Annotated in this window: 29 protein-coding genes and 1 pseudogene; 18 read left to right on the top strand and 12 right to left on the bottom strand. The window is 70.3% G+C overall.

Translation table 11 applies throughout. The features are described from left to right. Positions 1–46 precede the first annotated feature (46 nt). Entirely contained in the window at positions 47–634 is a 588-nt protein-coding gene (locus ACLJQZ_RS43345; protein WP_410626992.1) for a TetR/AcrR family transcriptional regulator, read from the top strand. A gap of 55 nt (positions 635–689) precedes the next feature. On the opposite strand, the gene ACLJQZ_RS43340 is transcribed toward ACLJQZ_RS43345, so the two are convergent. Both ACLJQZ_RS43340 and ACLJQZ_RS43335 read right to left on the bottom strand, forming a co-directional pair. Further along, positions 690–1,346, bottom strand: a complete 657-nt coding sequence (locus ACLJQZ_RS43340; protein WP_410626991.1) for a TIGR01777 family oxidoreductase — start codon at positions 1,344–1,346, stop codon at positions 690–692. Positions 1,347–2,023: 677 nt separating this feature from the next. Beyond that, positions 2,024–3,097 (bottom strand): medium chain dehydrogenase/reductase family protein, encoded by a 1,074-nt coding sequence (locus ACLJQZ_RS43335; protein ID WP_410626990.1) that lies wholly within the window; start codon positions 3,095–3,097, stop codon positions 2,024–2,026. A gap of 109 nt (positions 3,098–3,206) precedes the next feature. On the opposite strand from ACLJQZ_RS43335, the gene ACLJQZ_RS43330 reads away from it, so the two are divergent. Both ACLJQZ_RS43330 and ACLJQZ_RS43325 read left to right on the top strand, forming a co-directional pair. Beyond that, positions 3,207–3,905 carry a TetR/AcrR family transcriptional regulator gene (locus tag ACLJQZ_RS43330; protein WP_410626988.1) on the top strand — a complete coding sequence of 233 codons (699 nt, stop codon included), beginning with the start codon at positions 3,207–3,209 and terminating at the stop codon, positions 3,903–3,905. Positions 3,906–3,963: 58 nt separating this feature from the next. After that, positions 3,964–4,665 carry a TetR/AcrR family transcriptional regulator gene (locus ACLJQZ_RS43325; RefSeq protein ID WP_410626987.1) on the top strand — a complete coding sequence of 234 codons (702 nt, stop codon included), beginning with the start codon at positions 3,964–3,966 and terminating at the stop codon, positions 4,663–4,665. Positions 4,666–4,774: 109 nt separating this feature from the next. Here ACLJQZ_RS43325 and ACLJQZ_RS43320 read toward each other — a convergent pair whose 3' ends face one another. Together ACLJQZ_RS43320 and ACLJQZ_RS43315 are read right to left on the bottom strand one after the other, a co-directional pair. Then, positions 4,775–5,668 (bottom strand): hypothetical protein, encoded by an 894-nt coding sequence (locus ACLJQZ_RS43320; RefSeq protein WP_410626986.1) that lies wholly within the window; start codon positions 5,666–5,668, stop codon positions 4,775–4,777. Positions 5,669–5,970: 302 nt separating this feature from the next. Then, positions 5,971–6,303, bottom strand: a complete 333-nt coding sequence (locus ACLJQZ_RS43315; protein ID WP_410626984.1) for a MerR family transcriptional regulator — start codon at positions 6,301–6,303, stop codon at positions 5,971–5,973. 812 nt (positions 6,304–7,115) lie between these two features. Between ACLJQZ_RS43315 and ACLJQZ_RS43310 the strand changes: the two genes are divergently transcribed. Together ACLJQZ_RS43310 and ACLJQZ_RS43305 are read left to right on the top strand one after the other, a co-directional pair. Beyond that, complete coding sequence (locus ACLJQZ_RS43310) at positions 7,116–7,379, top strand: hypothetical protein (protein ID WP_410626983.1); 264 nt, start codon at positions 7,116–7,118, stop codon at positions 7,377–7,379. 62 nt (positions 7,380–7,441) lie between these two features. Then, positions 7,442–7,894 carry a hypothetical protein gene (locus ACLJQZ_RS43305; protein ID WP_410626981.1) on the top strand — a complete coding sequence of 151 codons (453 nt, stop codon included), beginning with the start codon at positions 7,442–7,444 and terminating at the stop codon, positions 7,892–7,894. 94 nt (positions 7,895–7,988) lie between these two features. On the opposite strand, the gene ACLJQZ_RS43300 is transcribed toward ACLJQZ_RS43305, so the two are convergent. Beyond that, entirely contained in the window at positions 7,989–8,585 is a 597-nt protein-coding gene (locus tag ACLJQZ_RS43300) for a TetR/AcrR family transcriptional regulator (protein WP_410626980.1), read from the bottom strand. A 36-nt stretch (positions 8,586–8,621) separates the two neighbouring features. On the opposite strand from ACLJQZ_RS43300, the gene ACLJQZ_RS43295 reads away from it, so the two are divergent. Continuing rightward, positions 8,622–8,969: a cytoplasmic protein gene (locus ACLJQZ_RS43295; protein WP_410626978.1), complete on the top strand. Its 348-nt coding sequence runs from the start codon at positions 8,622–8,624 to the stop codon at positions 8,967–8,969. 36 nt (positions 8,970–9,005) lie between these two features. Here ACLJQZ_RS43295 and ACLJQZ_RS43290 read toward each other — a convergent pair whose 3' ends face one another. Both ACLJQZ_RS43290 and ACLJQZ_RS43285 read right to left on the bottom strand, forming a co-directional pair. Next, positions 9,006–9,287: an iron-sulfur cluster biosynthesis protein gene (locus ACLJQZ_RS43290; protein WP_410626976.1), complete on the bottom strand. Its 282-nt coding sequence runs from the start codon at positions 9,285–9,287 to the stop codon at positions 9,006–9,008. A 78-nt stretch (positions 9,288–9,365) separates the two neighbouring features. Continuing rightward, positions 9,366–9,800 (bottom strand): STAS domain-containing protein, encoded by a 435-nt coding sequence (locus ACLJQZ_RS43285; RefSeq protein WP_410626974.1) that lies wholly within the window; start codon positions 9,798–9,800, stop codon positions 9,366–9,368. Between the two features lie 350 nt (positions 9,801–10,150). Between ACLJQZ_RS43285 and ACLJQZ_RS43280 the strand changes: the two genes are divergently transcribed. The 3 genes from ACLJQZ_RS43280 to ACLJQZ_RS43270 are packed head-to-tail and all read left to right on the top strand — an operon-like array spanning position 10,151 to position 12,092. Further along, entirely contained in the window at positions 10,151–10,522 is a 372-nt protein-coding gene (locus ACLJQZ_RS43280) for a GntR family transcriptional regulator (RefSeq protein ID WP_410626972.1), read from the top strand. Beyond that, on the top strand, positions 10,519–11,400 hold the full coding sequence (locus ACLJQZ_RS43275) for an ATP-binding cassette domain-containing protein (protein WP_410626970.1): 882 nt from the start codon (positions 10,519–10,521) through the stop codon (positions 11,398–11,400). The genes ACLJQZ_RS43280 and ACLJQZ_RS43275 overlap by 4 nt, the downstream gene beginning before the upstream one ends. Then, positions 11,397–12,092, top strand: a complete 696-nt coding sequence (locus ACLJQZ_RS43270) for a hypothetical protein (RefSeq protein ID WP_410626968.1) — start codon at positions 11,397–11,399, stop codon at positions 12,090–12,092. The genes ACLJQZ_RS43275 and ACLJQZ_RS43270 overlap by 4 nt, the downstream gene beginning before the upstream one ends. Here ACLJQZ_RS43270 and ACLJQZ_RS43265 read toward each other — a convergent pair. Further along, positions 12,023–12,847, bottom strand: coding sequence for a response regulator transcription factor (locus ACLJQZ_RS43265; RefSeq protein ID WP_410626966.1), 825 nt, complete (start codon positions 12,845–12,847; stop codon positions 12,023–12,025). The two genes, ACLJQZ_RS43270 and ACLJQZ_RS43265, sit on opposite strands and share 70 nt — an antisense overlap. A gap of 450 nt (positions 12,848–13,297) precedes the next feature. After that, positions 13,298–15,717, bottom strand: a pseudogene (locus ACLJQZ_RS43260) (PQQ-dependent sugar dehydrogenase). A gap of 151 nt (positions 15,718–15,868) precedes the next feature. Here ACLJQZ_RS43260 and ACLJQZ_RS43255 point away from each other — a divergent pair. The 3 genes from ACLJQZ_RS43255 (at position 15,869) to ACLJQZ_RS43245 (ending at position 18,361) form a co-directional block, all read left to right on the top strand. Then, the gene (locus tag ACLJQZ_RS43255) at positions 15,869–16,279 is read left to right on the top strand and encodes an ArsR/SmtB family transcription factor (RefSeq protein ID WP_410626965.1); all 411 of its coding nucleotides are present in this window, start codon (positions 15,869–15,871) and stop codon (positions 16,277–16,279) included. Beyond that, positions 16,276–17,928 (top strand): SulP family inorganic anion transporter, encoded by a 1,653-nt coding sequence (locus ACLJQZ_RS43250; protein WP_410626963.1) that lies wholly within the window; start codon positions 16,276–16,278, stop codon positions 17,926–17,928. Before ACLJQZ_RS43255 ends, ACLJQZ_RS43250 begins: the two co-directional genes overlap by 4 nt. Positions 17,929–18,226: 298 nt before the next feature. Then, entirely contained in the window at positions 18,227–18,361 is a 135-nt protein-coding gene (locus tag ACLJQZ_RS43245; RefSeq protein WP_410626962.1) for a hypothetical protein, read from the top strand. Between the two features lie 6 nt (positions 18,362–18,367). On the opposite strand, the gene ACLJQZ_RS43240 is transcribed toward ACLJQZ_RS43245, so the two are convergent. After that, positions 18,368–19,924 carry a Na+/H+ antiporter gene (locus ACLJQZ_RS43240; protein WP_410626960.1) on the bottom strand — a complete coding sequence of 519 codons (1,557 nt, stop codon included), beginning with the start codon at positions 19,922–19,924 and terminating at the stop codon, positions 18,368–18,370. Between the two features lie 179 nt (positions 19,925–20,103). Between ACLJQZ_RS43240 and ACLJQZ_RS43235 the strand changes: the two genes are divergently transcribed. Genes ACLJQZ_RS43235 through ACLJQZ_RS43220 form a run of 4 tightly spaced genes read left to right on the top strand, consistent with a single transcriptional unit; the run spans position 20,104 to position 21,095 of the window. Then, a complete protein-coding gene (locus tag ACLJQZ_RS43235; protein ID WP_410626959.1) occupies positions 20,104–20,430 on the top strand; it encodes a PadR family transcriptional regulator in 327 nt (108 codons plus the stop codon). After that, the gene (locus tag ACLJQZ_RS43230) at positions 20,427–20,582 is read left to right on the top strand and encodes a DUF1048 domain-containing protein (protein WP_410626957.1); all 156 of its coding nucleotides are present in this window, start codon (positions 20,427–20,429) and stop codon (positions 20,580–20,582) included. Before ACLJQZ_RS43235 ends, ACLJQZ_RS43230 begins: the two co-directional genes overlap by 4 nt. Further along, positions 20,582–20,782 carry a DUF1048 domain-containing protein gene (locus ACLJQZ_RS43225; protein ID WP_410626956.1) on the top strand — a complete coding sequence of 67 codons (201 nt, stop codon included), beginning with the start codon at positions 20,582–20,584 and terminating at the stop codon, positions 20,780–20,782. Before ACLJQZ_RS43230 ends, ACLJQZ_RS43225 begins: the two co-directional genes overlap by 1 nt. A 1-nt stretch (position 20,783) precedes the next feature. Next, positions 20,784–21,095: a DUF1048 domain-containing protein gene (locus tag ACLJQZ_RS43220; RefSeq protein WP_410626955.1), complete on the top strand. Its 312-nt coding sequence runs from the start codon at positions 20,784–20,786 to the stop codon at positions 21,093–21,095. A 139-nt stretch (positions 21,096–21,234) separates the two neighbouring features. Here ACLJQZ_RS43220 and ACLJQZ_RS43215 read toward each other — a convergent pair whose 3' ends face one another. Both ACLJQZ_RS43215 and ACLJQZ_RS43210 read right to left on the bottom strand, forming a co-directional pair. Beyond that, complete coding sequence (locus tag ACLJQZ_RS43215; protein WP_410626953.1) at positions 21,235–22,125, bottom strand: IS982 family transposase; 891 nt, start codon at positions 22,123–22,125, stop codon at positions 21,235–21,237. A 73-nt stretch (positions 22,126–22,198) separates the two neighbouring features. Beyond that, positions 22,199–22,822, bottom strand: a complete 624-nt coding sequence (locus ACLJQZ_RS43210; RefSeq protein ID WP_410626951.1) for an SGNH/GDSL hydrolase family protein — start codon at positions 22,820–22,822, stop codon at positions 22,199–22,201. 514 nt (positions 22,823–23,336) lie between these two features. On the opposite strand from ACLJQZ_RS43210, the gene ACLJQZ_RS43205 reads away from it, so the two are divergent. Together ACLJQZ_RS43205 and ACLJQZ_RS43200 are read left to right on the top strand one after the other, a co-directional pair. Then, the gene (locus ACLJQZ_RS43205; protein ID WP_410626949.1) at positions 23,337–24,113 is read left to right on the top strand and encodes an ANTAR domain-containing protein; all 777 of its coding nucleotides are present in this window, start codon (positions 23,337–23,339) and stop codon (positions 24,111–24,113) included. 316 nt (positions 24,114–24,429) lie between these two features. Beyond that, positions 24,430–25,872, top strand: a complete 1,443-nt coding sequence (locus ACLJQZ_RS43200) for a HEAT repeat domain-containing protein (protein WP_410626947.1) — start codon at positions 24,430–24,432, stop codon at positions 25,870–25,872. Positions 25,873–26,033 lie beyond the last annotated feature (161 nt).

Raw genomic sequence — 26,033 nt, 5'->3', positions numbered from 1 at the left:
ATACGCATCTTGAAACGATCGGTGCAAGATGTGTAGGCTGACGAACATGGCGGGCCGCAAGCAGTTCGACGTCGACGAGGCGTTGCGACGCGCGATGCACGTCTTCTGGCGCTGGGGCTATTCGGAGGCCTCGATCGACCGCCTGACCGAGGGCACGGGCCTGGGCCGGAGCTCGCTCTACAACACTTTCGGCGACAAGAGCGCCCTCTTCCGGGAGGCCCTCCAGCGGTACGCGCAGACCTACCACCCGCTGTACGCCCGGGCACTGGCCGGCCCCCACCCGAGCCCGAGCGCCGTGGTGGCCGCCTACCTGCAGGTCACCCTGAACCGCATCGCCGACCCGACGGTCCCGGACGGCTGCCTGCTCACGATGTCGGCAGCGCAGTTCCCGGCCCTCGACGCGGCGGGCCAGGCGATGGTCCGCGCCCTGATCGACGGTTTGCGGGCGATGCTGGACCAGGCGATGCTGGCGGCGGGGGCCGACGAGCGGGAAGCGGCGGAGCTGGCGTTGTGCGCGCTGGCCACGAACAAGTCCCTGGCGGTGCTGAGTCGCGCCGGCTTCTCGAACGAAGACCTCGCGACGGTGGCCGCGGGCGCGGCCCGCATCCCCGCGAGACCACATCCACTACGTTGACCAACGCGATGGGACGTCGCAGCGGCAACGGCCACACCTGCCGCCGCGGTCGTCATCACGAACCTTCATCCGGAGGGTTCAACGCGGCCGTCAACGCCGCGTCCAGAAGCGGGTACGCGTAGACATAGCCGCCGTCGAGTGCCCGGCGGGGAACGGCGCGCTGGCCCGTGGTCACCATGTCCGCCATCTCGCCGAGGGCCATCCTGAGCGCGAATCCGGGCATCGGCACCACGGCGGGGCGGTGCAGTGCCCGGCCCAGCGCCTTCGAGAACTCCCGCTGGGTGACCGGTCCGGGCGCCGTGCCGTTGTAGGCGCCGCTCCACGACGCGTCGTCGACCGCCTTGACGTACAAGCCGGCGATGTCGTCGAGGTGGATCCACGGCACGGCGAACGCACCTCCCGCGATCGGCCCGCCCAGGCCGGCACGGTAGGTCGCGAGCAGCGACTTCAGCGTCCCGCCCGACGCGTCGAGCACGACACCGGTACGCATCCGCACGACGCGGACGCCGAACTCGGCCGCCCGGGCCGCTTCGCGCTCCCACTCGACGGAAACCCTGGCGAGGAACGTGTCACCCGGTGGCGCCTCCTCCGTGACCTCCTCGTCGCCCCGCGGACCGTAGTAGGCAACGCCCGAGCTGGAGACGAGGACCCGAGGCCGTTCCGCCTCGGCAGTGGCACGCAGGCCTTCGACCAGGTTGCGGGTGCCGGACACGCGCGACCGTCGGACGCGGTCCTTGACCTCGTCGGTCAGGCGCCGGCCGAGACGTTCTTCCGCGAGCCGCCCGCGCGGTCGGCGCCGGTGAGCCGGTTCGCGCAGCTGTACGCCGACGACGACGACCCGTGGGGATCCGCAGCCGGCGCCAGTGCCGGCTGACGACGATCGCCAGCGCGTTGCCGCCGAGGATCGCCATCGTCGCCCCCGCGTAGTGCGGCCACAGCGTGCCCCGCGCCACCGCGTCGGGCGAGCTGTGCACGGCTCCAGTCAACGCGAAGCCCACTGTGGTTGCCGCGCCGATGCCGAGCACCACTGCTCGCGTCCGGCCGTGAACCACCCGGCCGACCAGCAGCACGGCGCAGGCCAGCAGCAGTCCCTGGGCGACGAACCCCCAGTTCATCAGTGCGTGCAACGGAGAACAGACGGTCCGCCCGTCGTACGGTGCACAGTGCGGGTTTCCCAGGTCGCTGACGTAGTTCGCGCTGTAGCTGTAGGCCGGCGTGGACCAGGCGCGGGCTGTGACGGTCTCGCTGATCGCGTAGACCAGCGCGCTGAGCACAAGGGCGATGGCGGCACCCGCCGGCGCCGCTGACATCCTGCTCGGCGGCCGGGTGCCGACGGGCGGGTTCTCCATGGTCGATCGTCCTTCCGGTACAAGGGTTCACCGGCTCCGACTACGGAACGAGGATGATCTTTCCCAGGGTCGTCCGGCCGGAGGACTCGGAGAGTTCCATGGCCGCCGCCACTTCGGTGAGCGGGTAGCGGGCGGCGATCTTCGCGGTGAGCACCCCATCACGCAGAAGCCCGAAGACGTGGGTGAGGTCGGTGCGGATCCGGGCGCGGAACGCCTCCCGCTTCGCCGAGCCGGGCTTGCCCGCGCCCGACCACACGTCGAAGAAGCTCGCGTGCTTGTGGGTGGGCAGGTAGTTCCAGAACGTCAGTTTCGTCAGCACGTGCAGGAAGCTGAGCAGCACCGGAGTGCTGTCGTCGAGCTTGCTCGCGATGCTGTAGCAGATGAGGGTGCCGGTGCTGGTGAGCAACCGGTAGGACCGGGAGATGCCGGCCCCGCCGAGGTGGTCGAACACGGCATCCACGCCGTCGGGGGCGAGTTCCCGGACCCGGGCGGCGACGTCGGGATCCCGGTAGTCGACCGGCTGAACACCCAGTTCACGCAGGGCCTCGTGATGGCGGGGACTCGCCGTGCCGATCACCCGTGCGCCCGCGTGGCGGGCGAGCTGGGCCAGCAGGGTGCCGACGCCACCGGCGACGCCCAGCACGAGCACGGTCTGCCCGGCTTTCACCTTCGCGACGTGGTGCAGCATTCGGTAGGCGGTCAGCCCGTTGACCGTCAACGTCTCCGCCTCGTCCGCGCTCACGCCGTCGGGCACCGCCACCAGGTCGGCGGCGGGCAGCACGACGGCCGTCGCCCAGGCGCCGGTCTTGGTCAGCGCGGCGAACCGCCGGCCGATCAGGGCGCGGTCCACCCCCGGGCCGACCGCCTCGACGACGCCGACGAGGTCGTAACCGGGCACGAACGGGAACGCGGGCTGGCCGTAGTAGCGGCCGCGGCGCATCGCGCTCTCGGCGAAGGAAACAGCGGTCGACTCGACGCGCACCAGGGCCTGACCGGCGGCCGGCGCCGGCAAAGAGCGCCGGAGCACCTGGAACCCGGACGGTTCGACCTTGCCCGGCAGCACCACCTCGGTGGCGGTCACGGTGGCCTCGGCAGGGAGGTTCGTCTCGGTCATGGCCGACTCCTGAAGGTAGCGCGACGCTCAGTCGCTCTGTTAATGGTCGTAACTATGCATCGCTATGTCATACTGCGTCAACCCATAGCGCAAAAGGAGGTGCTGCACGATGCCCGAGCAGGAGCCGACCCGGCGCGAGCGATACCGGCGCCAGACCGTGGCCGAGATCAAGGCCGCCGCGATGGACCAGCTGCGCGAAGGCGGCGCGGAGACGGTGTCGCTCAACGCGATCGCGCGGAGCATGGCGATGTCCGCACCGGCGCTGTACCGCTACTTCGCCTGCCGCGACGAACTACTGGCCGACCTGGCGGTCGATATCCATCTGGCGCTTGCCGGCGCCCTCGAAGCCGCCTCCGCCCGGGAGACGTCCGCCTCGGCGCGGGTCGGCGCGGTCGCCAACACCTACCGCGACTGGGCTCTGGCCCAGCCCCACGCCTACCACCTGGCCTACGAGACCACCTACGGCTCGGCCCGCGACCAGGCCGCCGACCGCATCGCGTCAGCCGCGCAGCGGTGCATGGACGTGTTCCTGGGCGTCGTGGCCGAAGCCGGCGAGCCACCCGCCCCCTCGCTCCCGGCCGCGTTGGACCGGCAAATCCGGTGCTGGAACGGCGGCGATGGCCGGCGCCACCTCCCCCGCGGGGTGCCGCACTTCGGGCTGGTCTGGTGGAGCCGGCTGCACGGCCTGATCAGCCTCGAACTGGGCGGGCACCTGACCGCCACCGGCATCGACACCGCGGTGCTCTACCGGACCGAGATCGAGGCGATGATGGGCAGCCTGCGCCACCGGTACGGCGCGACAGCGTGATCCCCCGTAACAGGGCGACGTCCCCGTCGACATCGTGACGGTCCATTACGATGCGACGATGACCGACCAACCGCCGGCGATGAACCGGCGTGAACGGCTCCGGGCCCAGACGTTCCAGGAGATCGAGGACTCGTCGTTCGCGATCATCGACGCCGAGGGCGTACACGCGCTGTCCATCGCGGCCCTCGCCCGCAGCATGGCGATGTCCGCACCGGCGGTCTACCGCTACTTCCCCTCACGAGACGCGCTGATCGCGCACCTGGTCACCTTGTCCTACCAGCAGCTCGCCACCGCGATGAGCCAAGCCGCCGAGGGCGCCAGGCGAGCACCACGCACGCGAGTGCGGCTCCTGGTCGCCGCCTACCGCGATTGGGCCCTGCGCCACCGACGACGCTACGGAATGCTCTTCGCCGAGCGCGCCGACAGCACACCCGGCCAAACGCCCGGGCAGACCCCGCTCGACCACGCCATGGCCTTGCTCATCGACCTGCTGGCCGCCGTCCAGAACCCGGCGCCGGCCGACAGCACCACCGGCGACCGCACCCTCGACGGGCAACTGCGGCACTGGGCACGCTCACAGGAGCGGCCGGACACCGCGCCCCGCGCCGCCACCGCCGCCATCCTGATCTGGACCCGGGTACACGGGATCGTCAGCCTCGAGCTCACCGGGATGTTCGACAACCGCGCCATCGAGACCCAGCGGCTGATCGACCTGGAGATCGACAACGCCATCCACTCCATGACAGCCACCACTCCCTGAGCCACGCAGCCACCCGACCTGTTCAGCCACACCTCGGACCTGGTCCGGCCTCCCGATGCCGCTCGTCGGCGTCAGCGACGTCTGTGACCCGCGGCCGCACAGGTCGTGGTCAAAGGACTTCGTCGTCCGGGTAGCGCACGACTTCCGTTTCCGTGCGGGCCCACCAGAACCCGGCGACGTGATCGAACAGGTGCGTGGTGGCGGGAAGCCCGACGGTCCGCACGGAGCCGTCGGCCACGCACAGCACGCGCTGACGGCCACCGGACTTGAAGACCGGGGTGAGGATCACGTACTCGCCGCCGTGGGTGAAGCGCCCGTCCACGCCGTGCTTGCCGGACCGCTCGTGCAACCCCGTTTCCTCCCAGATCCGGTCGATGACCCGGCCGTCCGGCCCCAGCCGGTAACAGCCGTAGAAGCCCACGCCGTGCTTGCGGCGCGCCCACCACCCGCGCCCCACGACGAACACCAGGCGCTCGTCGCCGTCGGTCCACACATCGCCGAGGTCGGGCAGCTGGTCCGGGTCCTCCTGGCCGGCGGCCGGGAAGTCCGCCGCCACCAGGCTGAGCAAATCACCGTAGGCCGCGGACCCCTTCTCGACGACCAGGTCCCGCAGGTAGCGCGGCTCATCGTGGTCGAACTGCTGACGCACCGGCCACGCCCGGCCATCGGCGCTGTGCGCGGTCCCCCCGGCCACCACCGGCGGCGCCGGAGCGGGCACGTCCGGACCCGGATCGACCGGCAGCTCTTCGAGGTCCGTCCCCACCCGCACCACCCGGTCGTGGTTCATCGCGACGACCAGTTCACCGCCACCCACCAGCAACGCCGCCCGGTCGAACAAGCCCGGGTCGGGCAAGAGGAGTTCACGCACGCCCGCCTCGACGTCGGCGATCAGCAGGACGGTCCGCTCGCCACCCTCGCGGTGCCCGACCAGCGCGGCCCGCTGCGCGTCGATCGCCGCCGCCGTGTCCGGGAAAACGACGTCCACTCCGTCCGGGATGATCACACTCGCGACCCTACCGCCGGACTGGACACGTCGATGTCGCTCGACGGCTACCCGGCCGAGTCGAGCATCTTCCCGGCCGAGCCATCGGCTCGTTGGTAGTGGACGGTCGCATCGACACCATCGCCAACCGAGCTCGTCGCCCGAGCCGGCTTGCCGGCAGGCACGGTGAAGTGCGGGGTCATCAAGTGCGATGGCAACCAGTAGAGCGCCCGGGGCCGGGCGTACGTGCCATGGCCCCGAAAGGGGGTGGCTCCGGCCGCACACATCGGCACGCGGCGCCGGAGCCGCGTGCCGAGTCGAGTTCAGTCTCCGGTGCGGATTTCGGTGGTGCGCCGCTGCGCCTCGTGCAACTGGTCTTCGAGGGTGATGATGCGGCAGGCGGCGTCGATGGCGGTACCCCCATCAACCAGCTCCCGCACCCGCGCGGCCAACCGCAACTGATGCCGGGAGTAGCGGCGATGCCCACCCGCCGAACGTTGCGGAATGATCAGACCGGCTTCGTCGAGACTGCGCAGGAAACCCTGGGTGGTGCCGAGCATGTCGGCGGCCCGGCCCATCGTGTAACCGGGGTACTGCTCGTCATCGAACTTGCCGGCCCCGCTGGGCGTGACCGGGCCTTGCTGATCAGGGATCATTCCGCCTCCACGTCACAGAGGACCCCGGGTGCCACCGCGGCACCCGGGGTCCTCAAGGGTAGGGATCTTCACCATTGTCAACCGGCGCGACCGCCGGCGTCCTGCACCCGCATCCGACCGAAAGCCGGATCGTGCGGGGATCGCTTACTCGTGACCGAGCACCACCTCCGAACTCGATGGAACTGCGGCACCCGCGCGGCACTACCTGGCCGCTGCGGGCGATCCAATGATGCTCCCGTTCCCTTCTCTCCTGTGTTTTCCACTTACCAGTTACTGCCACTGCTACTTCGCTTGCTGCGGACATCACTGCCGGAACCCTTCCACTGATCGGTCCCAGCACGCTGACGCCGCTGGTCACTGCCCGGAGCCCCGTTCACTGATCGGCCCCGGCCACCTGACATGTCCTGCCACTGCACATGCACACAACAACTACTACTGACACTGCTGATCTTGCTGAACTTCACCTAGCGATACCGCAACTGCTGTACATACTCAGCTTCACGGGCACACATCCTCTGCCCGCGTCCTCCACGTCCACTCCGGACCGGTACTGCTCGGTCGAACCTTCTTCACGACCCGGTCCTGGAGCACTGCTCCCGGTCACCAGCCGAAACCTTGTTCCCTTGATCGGCTCCGTGCTGCCTGACCGTCTTGTCTCACCTCGCGGGTAGTTACGTCATCTCCCGCGCCTGCTTGACGTTGTCTCTCTCGGTATGAGCAGAACACTACACACGTCGGTCGTTGAATGTCTACTCCGGGCGGCATAGATTTTCTGAAGACAGTCGAACGGGTGACGAGGAGCACGCAGGGCCATGAGCGACGACATCACGCAGCAGAGCCCGCTGGACGAGCGATACGGCCTGGTCGGAGTGCGTGACATGGCCGAATACGCCGAAGCCTTGACGCGGTTGCTGGAGCGGGGCCGGCGGGAGCGGTGCGCGGCCGTGCTGTCGGAGGCCGAGGCCTACGCGGCGGCGGAGCTGCTCGGGCAGTTCGCCCAGCTCGACCCGCTGGGCGCGATGAACCAGCTGGCCGCGTCACTGGCCGGGCGCATCTACAACCGGCTCGGCGCCTGACCCACCGGCGGGTACCGCCGTCGACCCGGGACGTCGGGTCCGCACACGATCAGGAGGTGGCGATGCCGGCCGTACCGATCGGCAAAGATCCCGAGCGGGACCAGGAAACGAGCACCAGTGCGGCAGATCGCCTGGTTGAAGCCGCCCACGCGGAGCAGCGCACGCTCGCGCAGCAGATCGCGATCAGTTCCGCCGAGAAGGTCGTCGCCGAGGCTCGCTGTCGAAGCCTGCTCGCCGCCCAGGACGCCGCGGCCCGACGACTCTCGGCGGCCCGCGGCGCCGCCAGGGTCGCCGGCCAGACCGACGACCACGACAGACGTGCTGCCGCGCACGCGGCCGTAGCAGCGGCGCAGGCCGACTTCACCCGCGTCACCGACGCGGCGATCGAGGAACTGCGCGGCATCACCCAAGCCGAGCGCACTCGGCTGGAAGGCCTGGTCGAACACCTGCGCCGCGTCTGGACGGCCCGGGAGGCCGCGGACATCGCCGTGCCACCACCGGACCGGCGAGACTGACAGCCGGTCATCGCAAGACCGGTATCCACCGACCATGGCACCGACCCGCTCCGGCCGCGTTCCCCTCGGGCACGTCACGCTTGCGCGATGCCCTTCAGTCCGTGGGCTCGAGCGCCGCGCGAAGGATCGCTCGCGCGGAACCGGCCAGCACCTCGGCGGCGCGTTCGCGGTCGAGCCCGCCGATGTCGGTCAGCCACACCAGCGACTCGATGCCGGTCGCGGACCGGATCGCGACTGCGGTTTCGCGGACGTCGACGTGCGGATGGGTCCCGGCCAGCGGCGCCAGCGCCTCCTCGATCCAGCGGATCGCCCGGCCGCCACGCAGGATCGGCTGCGCCGCTCCCGGCTCCAGGGACAGCCGCAGCTGCGCCCGAAGCTGCGGCTCCCAGCGCACCACGAAATCCAGGAACGACCGCATGACCAGATCGAGGCGCGGCTCCGCGTCGGCCGGCGCGTCGGCCGGCAGCAACCCGACGCCGTCCTCGATTTCCGGATAGGCGGCGAGCAGCAGGGCGCGCTGGTTCGGGAAGTAGCGGTACGCCGTGGTCCGCGAGATGCCCGCGATCGCGGCGGCGTCCTCGACGGCCGGCGACTCCCCCGCCGCGAGCAACTCGTGCGCGGCCGCCACCAGCGCGGCCCGGGTCCGGCCCTTCTGCCGCCGACGGCCGGTGGACTCGTATGGTACCGCCATGCCATCATGGTACTTCAGTGCCATAAGGAGGCATTCGTGGCCGATGACCCTGTGGAAACGAACCCCGAGCTGTATCGAGTCGCCTTCGAAAACGAACGGGTCCGGGTGCTCGAGTACCTCGACGGGCCCGGCGACCGGACCGCGCCGCACCGGCACCCGGACAGCGTGATGGTCACACTCAGCTCGTTCCGCCGCCGGATCCACGCCGGCGGCCGGGAAGTCGGCGTCGATCTGCCGGCAGGCGCCGTCCGGTGGCTCGACGAACAGGAACATTCAGGCGAGAACGTGGGTGACACCCCGACGCACTCGGTGTTCATCGAACTGAAGGAGCCTCGTCCCGACGGCTTCGTCCCGACCACCGCCTTGGGGCCCGCCGAACCGTGAGGACGCACAGCCGGCGCGTCACCCTGGCCCGCGACGTCAGTTCGGGGTCGTGATCAGGAACGTGTAGTGCCCGTCGATGTCCTTGCGGACGTCGAGCACCTTGTCGGCGAGGTGGACCCGGGTCTCCCGGCCGAGGAACACCTGGGTGTTCGCGCACCCGATGACACGATCGCCGGCCATCGGGTGCGCGGCGACCTCGACCGTCAGCTCGGCGCCCTCCCCGGGGCGACCGCCGAGGGTCAGGCGCAGGCCGCCGTCGGCTTGGACGTGCTGGGCCGCGGTGAGCTGGGTGATCGCTTCGGTGGCCGATTCGGTCATGGTGAACATCGGCGGTCTCGCCTTCTGCTGGTGGGTGATCGCGGAACCGGGTCGTCGGGGAGATCCGGATGGCTGACGTCAGTCGCCGTCCCCGCGTCGCCCGGGTGCGGCGATCGCCTCGGCCCGCGAGGCGTGGATGGTCAGCTGCTCGTGCAGCCGGGTGATCCGCAGCGGGCGCCAGACCGCGCGGGTGGCGGCCACGACCCGCAGATCGGTGCGCGGTGCGGCCCGGTGGTGCGCGGCCAGCAGGACTTCCAGCCCCACGGAGTTGAGGAACCGGACCAGGGACAGGTCGACCACCAGCCGCGACGGGCCCTGGCCCAACGCGAGTTCGAGCGCCAGCCGCACGGCCGGGGCGGTGTGCAGGTCGATGTCACCGGCCACGACGAGCACCAGAGACCGTCCACAGCGCTCCGTCGACACGGTCAGCGGCCGGTGCCGGCGTGGCGCCGGGAGTTCCGGCCGGACGGGTTCCGCCGGTGGACGGCGAAGATCGGGAATCCTGCGTTTCACGATCGGGCTCCTGACCCAGCCGACCGCTCCTGACCCTCAACCGCTGTGAAGACGTGCGCGCGGCATGTGGACAGATGCGGCCGTCATCGGCGATCGATCGTCGCGAGGCGAGGTCTGGGCGCTCCGGCGCTGTCCTTCCGGATCGTACCGCGACGCCGGAGCGGCAGCGGTGACTCCGGGCCGGGTTTCCGAACCAGGATCACGAGTCGTGGCACTGGCCGGCAACGGGGCGGGAGGCCGTCGCCGGCGTGGCGGTTCGCGGCCGAGCTGCTCGCACCGGCTTGACAAGACCCAGTCCGAGCCTCCATGGTTAGTTACATGAGTAATGAACCGACGAACCGCGACACGCGGTGGTCGGCGTGAAGGACGACGGACGGCCACTGTTCCTTCAAGTCGCCGAGCAGATCGAGAACGCGATCGTCGACGGGAGCCTGACCGCGGACACGCAGGTGCCCTCCACCAACGAGCTCGCGGCCTTCCACCGGATCAACCCGGCGACCGCGGGCAAGGGCATCAACCAGCTCGTCGCCGACGGGATCCTCTACAAGAGACGAGGCATCGGCATGTTCGTCGCCACCGACGCCCGCACGCAGCTGCTTCAGCGGCGGCGCCAGGACTTCACGCAGCAGTTCCTCGCCCCGCTGATGACGGAGGCGAGCAAGCTCGGCATGGATGCCGAGGACATCAAGAAGCTGATCGACGTCTGGGAGCCGCAGCGATGAACGTGGTGCGCACAACCGGGGTGAGCAAGCGCTACGGCCCGCTCGCCGCACTCGACGGAGTGAGCGTGGAGCTGGCGGAGAACACGATCAACGGCCTGCTGGGCCGCAACGGCGCCGGCAAGACCACGCTGATGCGGATCCTCACCGGGCAGGACTTCGAAACGAGCGGCACGGTGGAGGTCTTCGGGCAGCACCCGTACGAGAACGCCGACGTGCTGTCGCGGGTCTGCTTCGTCAAGGAAAGCCAGCGCTACCCGGAGAAGTTCCGGGTGAAGCACGCGCTGCTGGCCGCGCGGCTGTTCTACCCGAACTGGGACGGCTCCTTCGCCACGGCGCTGCTGGCGGACTTCGCCGTCCCGGCCGGCCGGCTGCTCGGCAAGCTCTCGCGTGGCCAGCTCTCGGCGGTCGGGGTGATCATCGGGCTGGCCGCACGGGCCCCGCTGACGTTGTTCGACGAGCCCTACCTCGGCCTCGACGCCGTCGCGCGCCAGCTGTTCTACGACCGGCTGCTCGCCGACTACGCCGAACACCCGCGCACGATCGTGCTCTCCACGCACCTGATCGACGAGGTCAGCGACCTGATCGAACACGTCGTCCTGCTCGACCGCGGCCAGGTGCTCATCGACGCCGACGCGGAGTCACTGCGGGGCGAGGCTGTCGCGGTCACCGGGCCCGCCGACGCCGTCGAGCGTTTCGCCGCCGGATACGAGGAGCTGCACCGCGAGCGGATCGGCGGTGCCCTGCGCGTCACCCTCACCGGCGCCCCCGCCCGGCCCGAACCCGGACTGGACTTCGAGCCGGTTTCGCTGCAGCAGCTGGTCGTCCGCACCACCCAGCGCCACGGCGGGCCGGTCGCCGCCGGAAAGGAATCCCGATGACCCGCGTGCTCGACGTCGCCCGGATCCAGCTCGTCCACTGGCCCACCCTGCTCGCCTACCCACTGATCCTGCTCGCCGCGATGCCACTGCTGGGCTGGGGCATCGACATCTCCAACGGCGAAACCGCGGCCGCCGCCCACGAGATCTACCTGCTGCCGGCGATGTGGGGCCTGATCGCCCCCGCGCACCTGCAGACGATGACGCAGATCTTCCCCTTCACGCTGGGGCTCGGCGTCACCCGCCGGACGTTCGCCGCGGCCACCGCCCTGGTCGTCCTCGGACAGGCCCTGCTCCTCGGGCTCGGACTGACGGCCTTCGACGCCGTCGAGCGGCTGACCGGCGGCTGGGGCCGGCACGCGCGAATCTTCGGGCTGGACGTGTTCGGTCACGGCGACCCGCTCACGCGGTGGCTTGTCTACAGTGGACCGCTGATCGCGGTGTCCGCGATCGCGGTGGTGGCCGGCGTGGTGTTCCAGCGCTGGCGGCAGAACGGGATCTACCTGACGGTCTTCGCCGCTGCCTTGCTGTTGGCCGGGGCCAAGGCGCTGGTGACAGCACAGCGCTGGTGGCCCTCGATCGGTGGTTTCCTCAGCGGCCAGCCGTCGCTGGCCCTCTTCACCGCCTACCCCGTGGTGTTCGCACTGGCGCTCGGCGGCGCGGCGTGGCTGGTCCTCCGGCGCGCGACCGCCTGAACGGCTCGCCGTGGATCCGCATCGGGAGCGCGTCGACGCGGTCGGCGAGGAGACCGGCCACGCCGACGGCCCCGGCTGGGGCCGATCCGGACGGTCAGGACCATCCGGTCCCCCGTGCCGTAAGCCGCCTTGTCCAGCACGACATCGGCCTTCAGGTGAAGGTCCGCGTAGGGCAGTACCTGCTTGACGTCCAGCGGCTGGGCGGAGGCCGGCGTCGCGCCGTTGATCACTCGCCAGTCGATCGAGGTGATCTCCAGCTCGCGGCCGGTCAGCTGGGGCACCGGCGACGTCCGGCGCTCCCGGGCGAACGCGGCCAGCCGCACCACCAGCCTCGCGGCGACCGGGGCCTGCCAGGCGAACTCGCCCCTGGTCGCCGACCGGAGCGTGCCCGTCAAGTCGGCGAACGAATTCTCGTTGGTCACGTAGCCCGCGATCCCCGCCTCAACACAAGCCACCACTTCGGCCGCGCGGTCCGGGATGCCGAGGACGACGAGCGGCACCGGCGTGCTGCCCGCGAGCCGATGCAGCGCGTCGAGACCGCGTTCGCCCGCCATGTCACCGGTCATGTCGAGCAGCACGACGTCCACGCGTGCCTGCCGGAGCAGTGGCACGGCGGACTCGACCCCCGAGGCCGTTCCCGCCACCTCGAACCCCTCCTCGGCTCGGAGCAGGTGCACCAGGCCCTGCAGGTAGATCTGGACGCCGGAGATGACGACGACCCGGACTCCCGGCGGCCCGGCCGCCTCAGAACGCACTACCCCATACATCCGACAGTCTCCCCGCTCGCTGGTCCGGACGGGCCGCCCCACAGCCCCGATCCCCGTGCCGGCCACCGTCCCAAACCCCGTCGACAATCCGTGGACACCCCTCCGCGGGACGCCATGCCGACGTTCTGATCAGGCCGGACGTCGGAGTCACGCCGATCAACGAGCGGCTGTGCCGGACGTTCGACCCGGACAACTCGGTTCGCCACCCTGCACACCTGGTGCACCCGGCACGGCTCCCGGCCGGCATCCTTCAGGCACAACAAACCCGGCGCTGTGGCGGCTTCACCGGGCTGCACGATCTCGGCGACATCGCCCCGGGTGAACCGCGCTGCACCCGAGGTCATGATCGCCGCGACCTTCACACCGCCCGGTCGCGGCTGCCCGGTGCGGTGCGGCGGGCCGGCTCCGGAAGGTCCGGAGACGGCCCGCCCCGCCCGGTCACCAGGGGCGGTCGACCGCCCCGCCGGCGAGGGTGAACGTGATGTACCCGCCCTGGAAGTCACTGCGGTACACCCCGTTCACCACGTACTCGTCGGTCTTCGGGTGGTGCAGGTAGGAGTTCTCCCACCCGAGCGCCGCCCAGCGCTTGCGGATCTCGCCCTTCACCGCGTGCGCGCCCGTCGCGGCCGTGTAGTAGATCGACCCGACGTTGCCGTTGTCGACGAAGTGGGCGAACTGCGCGACACCGTCCGAAGTGGACGCCGTATCGGATGTCGGCGGCCCGAGGACGCTGTGGCCGCCGAAGGCCAGGTACTTGGTCAGCACCTGACCGGTGACGACCTTCGTGCCGCCCACCGCACTCCAGTACAGCCGGCCGTTGGCGTAGGTCCGGTAGTGGACCGTGCCGTCGGTGACCTCGGCCGCCGTCGGCGCGCCGAGTTTCGTCCGCAACGCCGGGTCGGCGTCGGAGCGCTGGTCGATCGGCGTGGCGTAGTTCGCCGTCAACGTCATGTCACCCGTGCCGACGGTGATGACCCACGTGGTGTCCGCCGGGCCGCCCTGCCAGCCGGTGAACTTCGAGACGCCGTCAATGCCCAGCGGAGTGGCCTCGACGTCGAACGTGGCTCCCTCGGCGACCATCGCCGTGCTGACGCCGCCCTCGACCGGGATGCTCAGGGCGGCGGGCTGCGTGCCGACCAAGGTGATCCGATGCTCGCGCGGCCGCGCCACGTAGGTCTTCGACGCGCTCACCCCGGCACTGTCGGTCACCGTCGCGGTGAACTCCTGCCGGGAGTCCGGGTGCTCGGTGAACGGCAGACCGCAACTCGCCCCCGTCCCACCGACACCCGGGTGCGAGTGACAGGTCGCCTCGCTCGGGCAGTGCCGCACCGCGGACGTCCACGTGATCGGCAAGGCGCCGTCCTCGACGTCGGTCGCGGTGCCGGTGAGGCTGACCTGCCGGCCCACCGCGAACGTCGCGGTGTCGCCCGGCGTGGTGAAGGTGAGCTGCGGGGTGTGGTTCCCGGGCGCGACCACGAGGGTCGTCGTGCCGGTGGCTCCCAGCGGATCCCGGACCGTCAGCTTGGCGGTGAACGACCCGGTGCCCGCCGCGTAGGTGTGGGCCACCTTCGGACCGGCGTCGGCCGCGGCCGCCCCGTCACCGAAGTCCCAGTCGTACTTCAGCAGATCGTTGTCGTAATCGACCGACGCCGAACCGTCGAAGGACACCGTCCGCGTGTCCGGGTCAGTCGTCGACGACGCGCTCTCCACCGGCGCGGTGTTCCCGGCCGAGTACGTCAGCCGGCGCAGGTTGCCGGACAGGATGTCGGCGTAGACGATGTCGCCGTTGACCGCGGCCGCGAACTTCGTCGGGCCGCCGATGCCGGTGAACGCCGGCGGGTTCTGCGGAGCCTGCGTGAGCTTGCCCTGGTCGTCGTACCGCATCGTCCAGATCTTGTTGGTGACGTAGTCACCGAAGAAGAACGACCCGCGGTAGGCGGCCGGGTAGCTGGATCCATTGTAGACAATGCCGCCCGTGACGCTGTTGCCCTGCATCGCGCCGTTGCCGTGCTGGTATTCGAAGATCGGCGGCTGGTTCGCCACGCCGGCGCAACCCGCGAGAGCGCTGTACCCCGGCGTCGGGTGAGTCCCTTCCCAGCACGGCCAGCCCTGGTTGGCACCGCGCTGCACGACGTCGACCTCCTCCCAGCTGTTCCAGCCGACGTCACCGGCGACCGGCAGGCCGAGGTTCGGGTCGATGGTGAACCGGAACGGGTTGCGGAACCCGCGCGCGAACACCTTGCTCGCGGTCGACGCCGGGTTCGCCGCGTCGTAGTACGGGTTCCCCGGCACCCCGTTGCCGTCGGGGGTGAAGTGGAGGATCTTGCCGTAGGGCTGGTTGACGTCCTGCGACCGCAGCGCACCCGGGTCCACCTTCGCGAAGTCGCCGTTGTCGCCGATGGACATCCAGAGTGTGCCGTCGGCGGCGGCGATGACGCCGCCGATGCCGTGGACGTCGAAGATGCCGGGCACCTCCAACAGCGGCTGCTCACCGCTCAGCGCGGTGGGCGCGCCTGCCCCGTCCACGGTGACCGTGAACCGCGAAAGGCGCATAACGAAGCCGCTGCCGACGTTGAGCGACCGCATCAGGTACACGCTGTGCGAGGTCGCGTAGTCCGGCGCGACGGCGACGCCGACCAGGCCGAGGTCGCTGACGGAACGGGTCGGCAGCGTCGCGATCGTCTTGCCCGTCCCGGTCACCGACAGCCAGCGCACCCGGCCGTCCTTGCCCGTGGCGAGGACGGAGCCGTCGGGCAGGTAGGCGAAGTCGGTCAGCTGGTACTGACCGAGTCCGGTGTCGGTGTCCGCAGCACGAAGCCAGGCGGGAGGGCCGCCGCCGCTGCCGCCGCCGTGGACATGACGGGCAGTAACGCCCCGGTCAGCACCACTGCCACCAAGGCGTAACGGGAAGGCGCCGGAGGTCCGGGGTAGAGCCTCGATGCCCGCAGAGGACACCTCCCCGGACCACGACTTGATGGATTGATAGAATCATCAATCCAGGAGGTAACCATGCCCGTGAGGTCCCGTACGACCGAGCCGCTCTACCGGATCAAGGCCGACCTGTTCAAATGCCTCGCCCACCCGACCCGGATCCAGGTCCTGGAGGTCCTCGCCGCGGCCGGTGCCGAGGGCGCGCCGGTGACCCGGCTGCTCGAGGTCACCGGCTGTGAAGCGTCCCAGCTGTCCCAGCACCTCGCGGTCCTGCGCCGCACCGGAGTCGTCACCTCCACGCGCAGCGGCAACGCCGTCGAATACTGGCTCGCGCAGCCGCTGGTGGCCGAACTCCTCGTGGTGGCGCGGGCGTTCCTGCTGTCGAGCCTGCAACCGGGGTCGGACCAGCTGGCCGCCGCCCGTGAGCTGCCGCCGCTGCCCGGCGCCAGCCCCCAGGCCGTGCTCGACGCGATCGTGCGACGGGTGTGAGCGTCCTCGCGACGGCCCGGGAACTGCTCCCCGGCCGGGACGACTACGACTTCCGTCCTCCGGTACTGCGCGCGGACCTGCTCGCCGGGGTCACCGTCGGCGTCGTGGCCCTCCCGCTGGCGCTGGCGTTCGGGGTCAGCTCGGGCGCCGGCCCCGCCGCCGGGCTCGTCACCGCCGTCGTGGCCGGGATCGTGGCCGCGGTCTTCGGTGGCTCCCCGGTCCAGGTGTCCGGGCCGACCGGCGCGATGGCCGTCGTGCTGGCTCCGATCGTCGCGGTCCACGGCGCGTCCTCGGTGGCCATGGTCGCGGTCCTCGGCGGGCTGGTCGTGCTCGTCGCCGGCACCGCGCGCCTCGGACGGCTGGTCGGCTACCTCCCGTGGCCGGTCGTCGAGGGCTTCACACTCGGGATCGCCTGCATCATCTTCCTCCAGCAAGTCCCCCAGGCCCTCGGCACGACCGCGTCACCGGGCCGGAACCCGCTGCCGGCCGCGGGAACCGCCATCGCGCACGCCGTGACCGGAACCGGCGCCGCCTGGACGGCAGCCATCGTGGCGCTGGTCGCGGGACTCATGCTCGCCCTGCCGAAGCTGCACCGCGGAATACCGGCGTCGTTGGTCGCGGTCGCCGTGACGACCGTCGCCGCGGAGATCGTCCACGCGCCTGTCCCGCGGATCGGCGGCCTGCCGAGCACGCTGACCCCCGCGCTGCCGTCCTTCGCCCTCGGCACGGTCCGCGACCTCGCCGGAGCCGTCGTCGCGGTCGCGGCACTCGCGGCGATCGAATCCCTGCTCTCCGCTCGCGTAGCCGCGACCATGACCCGCGGCGGGCCACCGGTCGGCCCGACCCGCCCGGACCGCGAACTCGTCGGGCAGGGACTCGCCTCGATCGCCAGTGGCCTCTTCGGCGGCATGCCGGCCACCGGCGCGATCGCCCGCACGGCGGTCAACGTCCGCTCCGGCGCCCGGACCCGCCTCTCGGCCATCACCCACGCGCTGGTCATCCTCGCGGTGATCTACGCCGCGACCGGGCTCGTGTCCCGGATCCCCCTGGCCGTGCTGGCCGGCGTGCTCATGGTGACCAGCCTGCGGATGGTGCCGTTCGCCGCGATCCGCGAAGTCGTCCGCGCGAGCCGCGCCAGCGCGATCACTTTCGCCGCGACCGCGCTCGTGACCATCGCGGCCGATCTCATCCTCGCCGTCGAGATCGGCCTGCTCGTCGCCGCCTTCTTCGCCCTGCGACACCTCGCCGGCGCCGCCCACGCCCGTCGCGAACCCCTGCAGGGCCCGGCCACCGCCGGCGACGAGCACATCGCGGTGTTCCGGTTCGAGGGTGCCATGTTCTGGGGCGCCTCCGAACGTGTCCTCACCGACCTCGCCGGCACCACAGACGACGTCGACGTCGTCGTCCTGCGGCTGTCCGGACTGCACACCCTCGACGCGACCGGCGCGAAAGCCCTGGGCGAAACCATCGAAGAGCTCGAAGGCCGAGGTGTCACCGTCCTGGTCAAGGGCGTCCGGCAACACCACCGGCACCTGCTGACCGCCACCGGCGCCCTCGGCAAACTCAGCCACGGCAACCACCTCTTCACCACACTCGACGAAGCGGTGACACACGCCCGGTCCCACGTGCGGCACGCCCATCCGGCGTGAGGTTCACCGGCAACGGTGAACGGGTGGCCGCCGACGCGCCGGATCACGAAAGCCGTCGCGAGTGCGGCAGCAGCACAGGGGGGCAGCGGACCATGAAGCAGTGTGCCCCGGCAGCTGCACTCGACCAGCCGCCGAGACCTCCAGCGCGCCCGCCCGCCGCCCGGCGACACCCGCCGCGGCATCACCCCCCGCAACACCGCTCCTGATGGGTCAACACGCCGTCAACGACCTCCCTGCCGACGTGAAAGATCCGTCTGGGGACCCGGTGGGCCGATCGCCGCGGCCGCATCGTGGCTCCATGAGTGATCTGACGTGGACGCTGACCTTGATCGGCGGATTCGTGCTGGTGGCCCTGCTGCTGCGGCTCGCCGGGCACTGGCTCGACGTGCACGACGAGGATCCCGCGGCGCGGCGCATACTGCCGCCACGGTGACTCCGCTCAGTCCTCGAGCCCGGCCTGCTCCAGATCGAGCAGGCGCTGGACGCGCCGCCGGGTGCCGTCGGTGATCTCCCCCGCCTCGAACAGCCGGGTCAGCTCGGCGGCCTCGACGTCGATCAGTTCCCGCCGCAGCGTCCGGTAGTCGATCCACCGAGCCGAGTCCGTCGCATCGTCTTCGATGTCGCCCTCGATGCGGTCGAGGCGGGCCTGCCAGCCGGCCCGCAGCTGGTCGACCACGAACGCCGGCGCGGACTCCGTCTCGGCCAGGTGGTCCAGGTGGTTCAACCCGGCCTCGGCGAGCTTCCGGCGGGCGGTGCCGTACTCGGTCCGCAGATCCGCCGGGTCCAGCGCGATCCCGGCGCGGCGCACCAGCGGCGCGAGCGTGAACCCCTGCACCACCAGCGTCAGCACGATCACCGCCGTCGTCAGCAACAACACCAGGTCCCTCGCGGGCAGCGCGGAGCCGTCCAGCGTGAGCACCGGCAGCGACAGTGCCGCGGCCAGCGGCACCACCCCGCGTGCGCCCGCCCACGAGACCACGGCCGGCACCTGCCACGAGAGCCGTTCACCGCCGCGGCGCTGCCGGATCGCCGAAAGCACGAACACGAGCAGCAGCCGGGCCAGGACCAGCGTCGCCGCGATGGCGATCGCCTGAAGCAGCCACCACGCCCCGGTGCCGGCCAAGCGCCGCACCAGGGTCGGCAGTTGCAGGCCGATCAGTCCGAACACGACGCTCTCCAGCAAGAACACGACGGTCTGGTAGACCGCGCCGACCTGCAGCCGGATCCGCGCGGTCGTCAGCCGTTCGGCCTGGGTCCCCAGGATCACGCTCGCCACCACGACCGCTGTCACCCCCGACCCGCCGACGGACTCCGCGACGACGTACCCGGCGTACGGCGTGACCAGCGAGATCACCGTCTCCAGCACCGGATCTTCGGTGCGCCGCCGGATCAGGAAGGCCCCCAGCGCGGTCAGCACGCCGACCGCCACGCCGCCGCCGGCGAGGATCGCGAACTCGCTCAGCGTCCGGCCCCACGACGCCGCCCCGCCCGCGACGGCGAGGAACAGCGCGACCCGGAACAGCAGCAGGCTCGTCGCGTCGTTGAACAGGCTCTCCGCCTGGATCAGCGCCTGCACCCGCGGCGGCAGGGCGAGCCGCCGCGCCAGCGCCGTCACCGCGACCGGGTCCGTGCTGGCCAGGATCGCGCCGAGCACGAAGGCCATGCCGACCGGCAACGGCGTCACGAGGACGGCCGTGCCGATCACCGCCGCGGCCGAGAGCAGGACCAGCCCCACCGACAGCACGGCGACGGGCCGCCCGACGGCGCGCAGGTCCCGCCACGGCAGCTCCTCCCCCGCGGCGAACAACAGCGGGGGCAGCACGACCAGGCTGATGATCTCCGGCGTCACCTGCACGGCCGCCGCGCCGGGCAGCAGCCCGACCGCGACCCCGACGACGACCAGCAAGGACGGCGCGGGCACCCGCAACCGCTTGGCGAACGTCGCCACCACAGTCGCGACGACCACGAGGAAAAGTACGGTTTCGACCCCGCGCATCAGCCGGTCCTCCACATCCCGAATCCGGATGCCGACCAGACTTCCCGGCGCGCCGCGATCAGCCTACTCGACGCGCCCGCCCATCGGGGCGATACGCGTCCTCCCCCGCTACTACTCCGTGGTACCGTGTAGTGGTATTCAGTGCCACTGAGTACCGGGAGGATCGAAGAGGACCCACGATGGACGACCTGACGGAGATGCTGAAGGGCACGCTTGAGGGCTGCGTGCTTGAAATCATCGGCAGCGAGGAGACCTACGGGTACGCCATCACGCGCCGGCTGAACGAACTCGGCTTCGCCGACGTCGTGGAGGGGACGGTTTACACCATCCTGCTGCGGCTGGAGAAGAACGAGCTCGTCCAAGTGACGAAACGACCGTCCGGACTGGGCCCGCCGCGCAAGTTCTACGCGCTCAACGACGCGGGGCGCGAAAAACTCGCGACGTTCTGGGCGAAATGGACGTACATCACTTCACGGATCGACAAGCTCAAGGAAGGCGGGAGATGAACTTCTGGGAGACCATTACCGGCAGCGATCTCACCCGGGAATACAAGGCGTTCGAGGTCCGGGCCGAGACATTGCCGGCCGACTACCGGACGGCGTGGGAGGAAATCAAGGGTCATCTTCTCCCTACTCGGACTTCACCGGTCGAAACCTGATGCCGATTCTCGACGGCGCCCTGGGACTGCTCGAAGAGACCGCGGCCGACGGGCAGGGCATTCACGAAGTGCTGGGAGATGACATCAACGGTTTCTGCGCGGCACTGGCCGGCGGAGAAGGAGCCCCGAGCTATCGCGACCGGTGGCGCGAACAGCTGAACAGGAACGTCGCAAGGAAATTGGGCCAGCTAGGAGGCTGATGTGGGCATTCAGGACATCATCGAGGGAAAGAAGCAGTGGCGGGCGCACGTGGCGCGGGTCAAGGCGCTCCCACCGGACTACCGGATCGTCTACAAGGAGATGCAGAGGTACCTCTTCAAGGTAGGACCGATCGACTTGCCTGACGGGCCCCTGCTCTCGGGGATCATCGATTTCTTCGAAGAGGGCGTCACGGCCGGCAAGGGAGTCCTGGAGCTCATCGGCGACAACGTCGCCGCCTTCTGCGACGATCTGGTCAAGGACTCGCCTACCTACGCCGACATCTGTCAAAAGTCCATCAGCGGGCGCCCGTAAGCATGTCGCTGCTTCACGTGTTGTCGGCTGGTCGACGTCGTTGACCAAGAATGCCGTCACCTACGACGGCACACAGGGCAGGCCGTTCCCGGACGCCGGGCTCGGCTCGTTCTAGATGATTGATTCCGTGAAGTTGGTGTTAGTGATCGTAGGCGATCAGTGACCTTTTGCTGGTCAGACCGGTCTGCCAGTTGTGCCAGATGCCGGCTGCCATCGCCAGCAGACGCTGCGCGACACGGATGAACACCCCCGACGGGGTGCGCCCGGCATGCCGTTCGAGACCGAGCTGGCTTTTGAGAGTCTGGTTGACCGACTCGATCCACTGCCGGACTCCGCCGAGGTTGCCATTGCGGTAGGTCTCGTCTTTACGATCCGGACGCAGCAGACGCAGCGCCATCGTCTCGGCGAGCGCCGCGAACTCCTGGCCGGAGAAACCCTTGTCCGCCAGCAAGATCTGGCCGTTGCGGATCAGGTGATGATTGTTGTCCAGCAACGCCGCGAGCACCTCGCGTTCCCCGATCTTGGGGTCGGCCAGGCACCACATGACCGGCATGCCGTCCCCGGTGCAGACCAGGTACAGCTTCAGGCCCCAGTACCACCGGGAATGTGACGCACAGTATCCGTAATTGGCGTGTCCTGCCAGCTCGGAACGTTTCACCGTTTCCTTCGACATGCCGCACGGCACCGGGGTCGCGTCGGTGATCCACAGGTCGTCGAACCAGGATGGGCAGCACGCGGCCAGAGCAATGATCGTTTTGCGCGCCAACGGGTACGCCGCCCTGAGCCGTTTGTTGTAGCCGGACTGTCCCGGCAGGCGGGGGAACCAGGCGCGCCACTTCGACTCACTGTGAAGGTGGCGGATCCAGCGGCGTTCACTGTCGAAGCGCAGCAGCACCTGGGCCACCGCAAGACAGATCAGTTCACTGTCAGTCAACTCGGGTCGGCGGCCACGACCGACCCGAGGTGGGACCACATGGTCATCCACGAGCACGTAGAGTGCTGTCAGGAGGGTGTCTAGTTCTTTGCTCACACATTGATCTTGGACACCCTCCTCTCACGTCCTGAACCGGGTCAGCTCACATGATCTTCACGGAATCAATCATCTAGGCGGCGGGGCTGGCTACGACGGTCAGCACGTGGGGCGCGAGGGCGTCGGCGATCACGGCGTACCCGGCCGACGACGGGTGGAACCGGTCGGCCGAGAACAGCGCGGGATCGGCCGTGAACCGCGCCGCGAGTTCGGGGCCCGCGGCGGCGACGGAACCACCCGCGCGGACGGCGGCCTCGGTTTGGGCCCGCGCGTAGTGCTCGCTCGCCGCGGAGACCAGCGCGCGGTAGGCCGCCGGCACGCGCGAGACGATGCCCAGGTCCGGTGCCGGTACGACGAGAACGCGCGTACCGGCGCGGACCAGCCGGGAGACCGCGTCGTGCAGCTGCCGCGCGCCGACGGCGGGTGGCACGAAGCCGGCGAGGTCGTTGGCGCCGATCACGATCAGCGCCAGGTCGGCTCCTTCGCCGAGCGCGGCGCCGGCTTGGCGCTGCAGATCCGTCGAGCGGGCGCCGGGCACGGCGAAGTTCCGAAGGGTCACGAGGTGGCCCGCGGCCCGCAACCGCCGGGCGAGCCGGTGGCCGAGCGTGTCCTCCGGGCGGGTACTGCCGACCCCGGCGGCCAGGGAGTCGCCGAGCAGGCAGAACCGGAGGGTGGTGGACGGGCGTGGCGGAGTCATCACCTCGTACAACGCAGGTTCACCGTCATTGTTTCCCGAGGTCACAGGCCGGTGCGGCAGGTACGCTCCCGGATGTTCGCGGGCCGTGGAGACCGCCGGCTGATCGGCCGTGCGGTGGACCGGCCCGGAGCAAATGTCACGGGCTTCCACTCCGGGGCTCGGCCGGCAGTGTAATCTCGTGAAGTTGTCACCGGATCCGGCCAAACCGCGGCAGGCCGGTCACCGAACCACTTGAGACCGAGTACGTCTGAGTCGCCGCTCCAGACCCCAGCGGCCCTGTGGGAATGCCGGGGTCAGCCATGACCGATCGTGCCACCTCCGAGAACCATCCCGCCCGGTCATCCGGGTGGGCGGATCGATGGGCCGTCGACCTGCTGGCCCCGACACCTCCCCACCGCACCCGGGAACAGCGTCGTCAGGACGCCTTCGGCCGCCGCCCCGGCAGCTCCTGGTGGCAGCCGATCACCGCATTCCTCGCCGGCACAAGTCACCACTGAACGGTCAGGGGCCGAGCATGACAGACGAACCCGAACCCCACGGCGAGGTCGTGCGCGACCGGGAAAGGTCGGTCTCGCGGACGTTCGTCCGGCTCGCCGACACCCTCGTCGCCGACTTCGACGTCTCCGACTTCCTCTCCATGCTCGCCGAGCAGTGCGTCGACCTGCTCGGCGTGTCCGCGGCGAGCGTGATCCTGCTCGACCCCGACGGCGGGCTGCGCGTGGCCGCGACCTCCTCCGAGCGCGCCGAACTGCTGGAGCTGTTCGCGGTCGAGACCGACGACGGGCCGTGCATCGACTGCGTTCGCGGCGGCGCCCCGGTCTCCTGCGCCGACCTGCGCACCGAGACCGAGCAGTGGCCGCGGTTCACCGCCGCGGCCCGCGAGTGCGGATTCCGCGCGGTGCACGCCGTCCCGATGCGCCTGCGCGACCGGGTCATCGGCGTCCTGACGTTCCTCGGCGTCGATCCCGGTGACCCGCAGCGCGACGACATCGAACTCGGACAGGCACTGGCCGACGTCGCGACCATCGGAATCCTGCAGCACCGCACCATCGAGCAGCGCAACGAGGTCGCCGGCCAGTTGCAGACCGCGCTCCACAGCCGCATCGTGATCGAGCAGGCCAAAGGAGTACTCGCCCAGCGCGGCGGGCTCTCGATGGACGAGGCGTTCACGCAACTGCGGTCCTACGCCCGCGCACGGCACCTGCGCCTGACCGACCTCGCCACCGCGATCACCAACGGCACCGTCGACCTGGCCGCGATCCTCCCCCGCCGCCAACCCGCTCGGGAGTGACGAAGGTCTGCCCGAGCCGGGTGAACGCGCTCTCGATGAAGCGAAATGTGCCAGCGGCGAGCGAAGGGGGTCAACCGGACCGAAGAGGTTTCGCACCCGACCGAAACGTCGGGTTCACAGCCCGGGCGCGCAACCTCCGCGACGTAGGGCGCAGGCCAGCGGATATCGGCTCGATCCCTTGTCGGAAGCGCTCATGAGCGCCGCGCCCGCTGAACTACGCGGTCGGCACCGCAGACCGGGCCGGTCCGCTGCTGCGCCGCTCTCGTGCCGATCCGGTGGGCGAATCTCGTTGGTGCGGCCGGGCATACTGAAAGTCATGCACGAACATCGGGATTCGGACACCGCCATCGGGGACGCGCTGGTCGCCCGGCTGGTCGACCTCGAACCGATCAAGCCGGAAGAATGGCCGACGGCACGCGTCGACGCGCACAAAGCGCTCTACCGGCACGTGTACACGGTTCTGTCCGAACCGGCCGGGCCGGCCTGGCTGACCACCCTCGCGGCCCACCCGAACAGCATGATCCGCGCCATCGCGGTCGAAGCCCTCGGCTCCGGCAACGATCCCGCCCATCAGCCCATCCTCGTGCAGGCCCTGTCCGACCCCGCCCCCACCGTCGTGGGGGCCGCCCTGAAAGGCCTCACCGCACAGTCCTCGGACGAGGTGTTCGACCAGCTGGTCACGCTGCTGAACGAGACGGACCCCGATCGGGCCTGGATCAGCCGCTACGCCGCCCAGCGCATCGCCGAGACCAGCGACCCGAGGCGGCTGGACGTCCTGGCCGACGCACTGGGGCAGGTCCATCCCAGCGCCGTACACGACATCACCCGCGCACTGAGCCGGGCCGGCGACCCGCGGGTCGCGCCGGTACTGATCGAGCACGTCCGCCACCGCCGCCCGGGCCGCTTCGCGGCCGCGGAAGTCCTCGGCAACCTTCGCGTCGCCGAGGCGACCGGCCCGCTCATCGACATCCTGCGCGAATCCGACGGCACCCAAGCGTTGCCCGTGGTGGAAGCGCTGGGCAAGCTCGAAGCGCTGGAGGCCGCGCCGGCGATCGTGCCGCTGCTCGACCACAGTTCGTCCTACGTTCGCACGAGCGCCCTGCTGGCACTGAACCGGATCGGCGGCCCGTTGGCGATTTCCGCCGCCCTCAAAGCCACCGACGACGTCCACCCCGTGGTCCGGGCCCGGGCCTTCCGGGTACTGGCCAAGCACGGCGATCACCGCGCTCTCGGCCGGTTGACCGCCGCCTGCGACAGCCGGCACGTCCACACCGCCCTCACCGGCCTGGTTCGCCTGGCCGACGACTCGGTCGCGCCCACTGTGGTGCAGGTGCTGCTGGCCACCGACGAGCGGCGTGTCCGCAAGCTCGCCGGACGAATCCTCGCCCGCATCGGCACGGGGCACTACCTGCCCGGCCACGATCCCGACCCGCTCGTCCGCCGCGTCATCGTCTGGATCATCGGCCAACGAGCCGACCCCGCCTCCATGTGGACGCTGACCAACGCGCTCAAGGACGAGGACGAGCTGGTCCGCTCCCGCGCCGCCGCGGCACTCGGGCGGATCACCCACGAGAAGACGCTCCCGCTGTTGACCGAGGCACTACGCGACCCCAGGCCACGCGTCCGGGCCAACGCCGCGACCGCTCTGGGCCGAACCACCCCTGACGGCCTGCGTTCCCTCCTCGCCGACGCCTTGGCCGACCCGCACCCGGCGGTCCGGTCCGCCGCCGCCGCGGCACTGCGAGCGACCACCCATTGACCGTCCTCCGTGGACGATCAGCTCAGCTCACCGGTTTGCCGGCATCAGCGTGGTTCTTCGCGAGGCCGGCCACGCCCTGCAGCCGGCCGTCGGCATCGGCGGGGTGCGCTCGAGCACGCAGCGTCGCCGGCACCTGCGCGTCACCTGTCTCGGTGATCTCC

The sequence above is a fragment of the Amycolatopsis sp. cmx-8-4 genome, from assembly GCF_046548675.1.
In the GTDB taxonomy this organism is placed as follows: Bacteria; Actinomycetota; Actinomycetes; order Mycobacteriales; family Pseudonocardiaceae; genus Amycolatopsis.
This window is presented reverse-complemented; position numbering and strand designations above follow the sequence as displayed.

Bases quoted from the DNA above. Each gene is read 5' to 3' on its own strand.
- ACLJQZ_RS43205 (WP_410626949.1), top strand. From the start codon at position 23,337: ATGACAGACGAACCCGAACCCCACGGCGAGGTCGTGCGCGACCGGGAA.
- ACLJQZ_RS43310 (WP_410626983.1), top strand. From the start codon at position 7,116: ATGAGCGACGACATCACGCAGCAGAGCCCGCTGGACGAGCGATACGGC.
- ACLJQZ_RS43300 (WP_410626980.1), bottom strand. From the start codon at position 8,585: ATGGCGGTACCATACGAGTCCACCGGCCGTCGGCGGCAGAAGGGCCGG.
- ACLJQZ_RS43345 (WP_410626992.1), top strand. From the start codon at position 47: ATGGCGGGCCGCAAGCAGTTCGACGTCGACGAGGCGTTGCGACGCGCG.
- ACLJQZ_RS43330 (WP_410626988.1), top strand. From the start codon at position 3,207: ATGCCCGAGCAGGAGCCGACCCGGCGCGAGCGATACCGGCGCCAGACC.
- ACLJQZ_RS43225 (WP_410626956.1), top strand. From the start codon at position 20,582: ATGCCGATTCTCGACGGCGCCCTGGGACTGCTCGAAGAGACCGCGGCC.
- ACLJQZ_RS43245 (WP_410626962.1), top strand. From the start codon at position 18,227: ATGAGTGATCTGACGTGGACGCTGACCTTGATCGGCGGATTCGTGCTG.
- ACLJQZ_RS43255 (WP_410626965.1), top strand. From the start codon at position 15,869: ATGCCCGTGAGGTCCCGTACGACCGAGCCGCTCTACCGGATCAAGGCC.
- ACLJQZ_RS43270 (WP_410626968.1), top strand. From the start codon at position 11,397: ATGACCCGCGTGCTCGACGTCGCCCGGATCCAGCTCGTCCACTGGCCC.
- ACLJQZ_RS43325 (WP_410626987.1), top strand. From the start codon at position 3,964: ATGACCGACCAACCGCCGGCGATGAACCGGCGTGAACGGCTCCGGGCC.
- ACLJQZ_RS43210 (WP_410626951.1), bottom strand. From the start codon at position 22,822: ATGACTCCGCCACGCCCGTCCACCACCCTCCGGTTCTGCCTGCTCGGC.
- ACLJQZ_RS43235 (WP_410626959.1), top strand. From the start codon at position 20,104: ATGGACGACCTGACGGAGATGCTGAAGGGCACGCTTGAGGGCTGCGTG.
- ACLJQZ_RS43315 (WP_410626984.1), bottom strand. From the start codon at position 6,303: ATGATCCCTGATCAGCAAGGCCCGGTCACGCCCAGCGGGGCCGGCAAG.
- ACLJQZ_RS43200 (WP_410626947.1), top strand. From the start codon at position 24,430: ATGCACGAACATCGGGATTCGGACACCGCCATCGGGGACGCGCTGGTC.
- ACLJQZ_RS43290 (WP_410626976.1), bottom strand. From the start codon at position 9,287: ATGACCGAATCGGCCACCGAAGCGATCACCCAGCTCACCGCGGCCCAG.
- ACLJQZ_RS43335 (WP_410626990.1), bottom strand. From the start codon at position 3,097: ATGACCGAGACGAACCTCCCTGCCGAGGCCACCGTGACCGCCACCGAG.
- ACLJQZ_RS43230 (WP_410626957.1), top strand. From the start codon at position 20,427: ATGAACTTCTGGGAGACCATTACCGGCAGCGATCTCACCCGGGAATAC.
- ACLJQZ_RS43305 (WP_410626981.1), top strand. From the start codon at position 7,442: ATGCCGGCCGTACCGATCGGCAAAGATCCCGAGCGGGACCAGGAAACG.
- ACLJQZ_RS43275 (WP_410626970.1), top strand. From the start codon at position 10,519: ATGAACGTGGTGCGCACAACCGGGGTGAGCAAGCGCTACGGCCCGCTC.
- ACLJQZ_RS43240 (WP_410626960.1), bottom strand. From the start codon at position 19,924: ATGCGCGGGGTCGAAACCGTACTTTTCCTCGTGGTCGTCGCGACTGTG.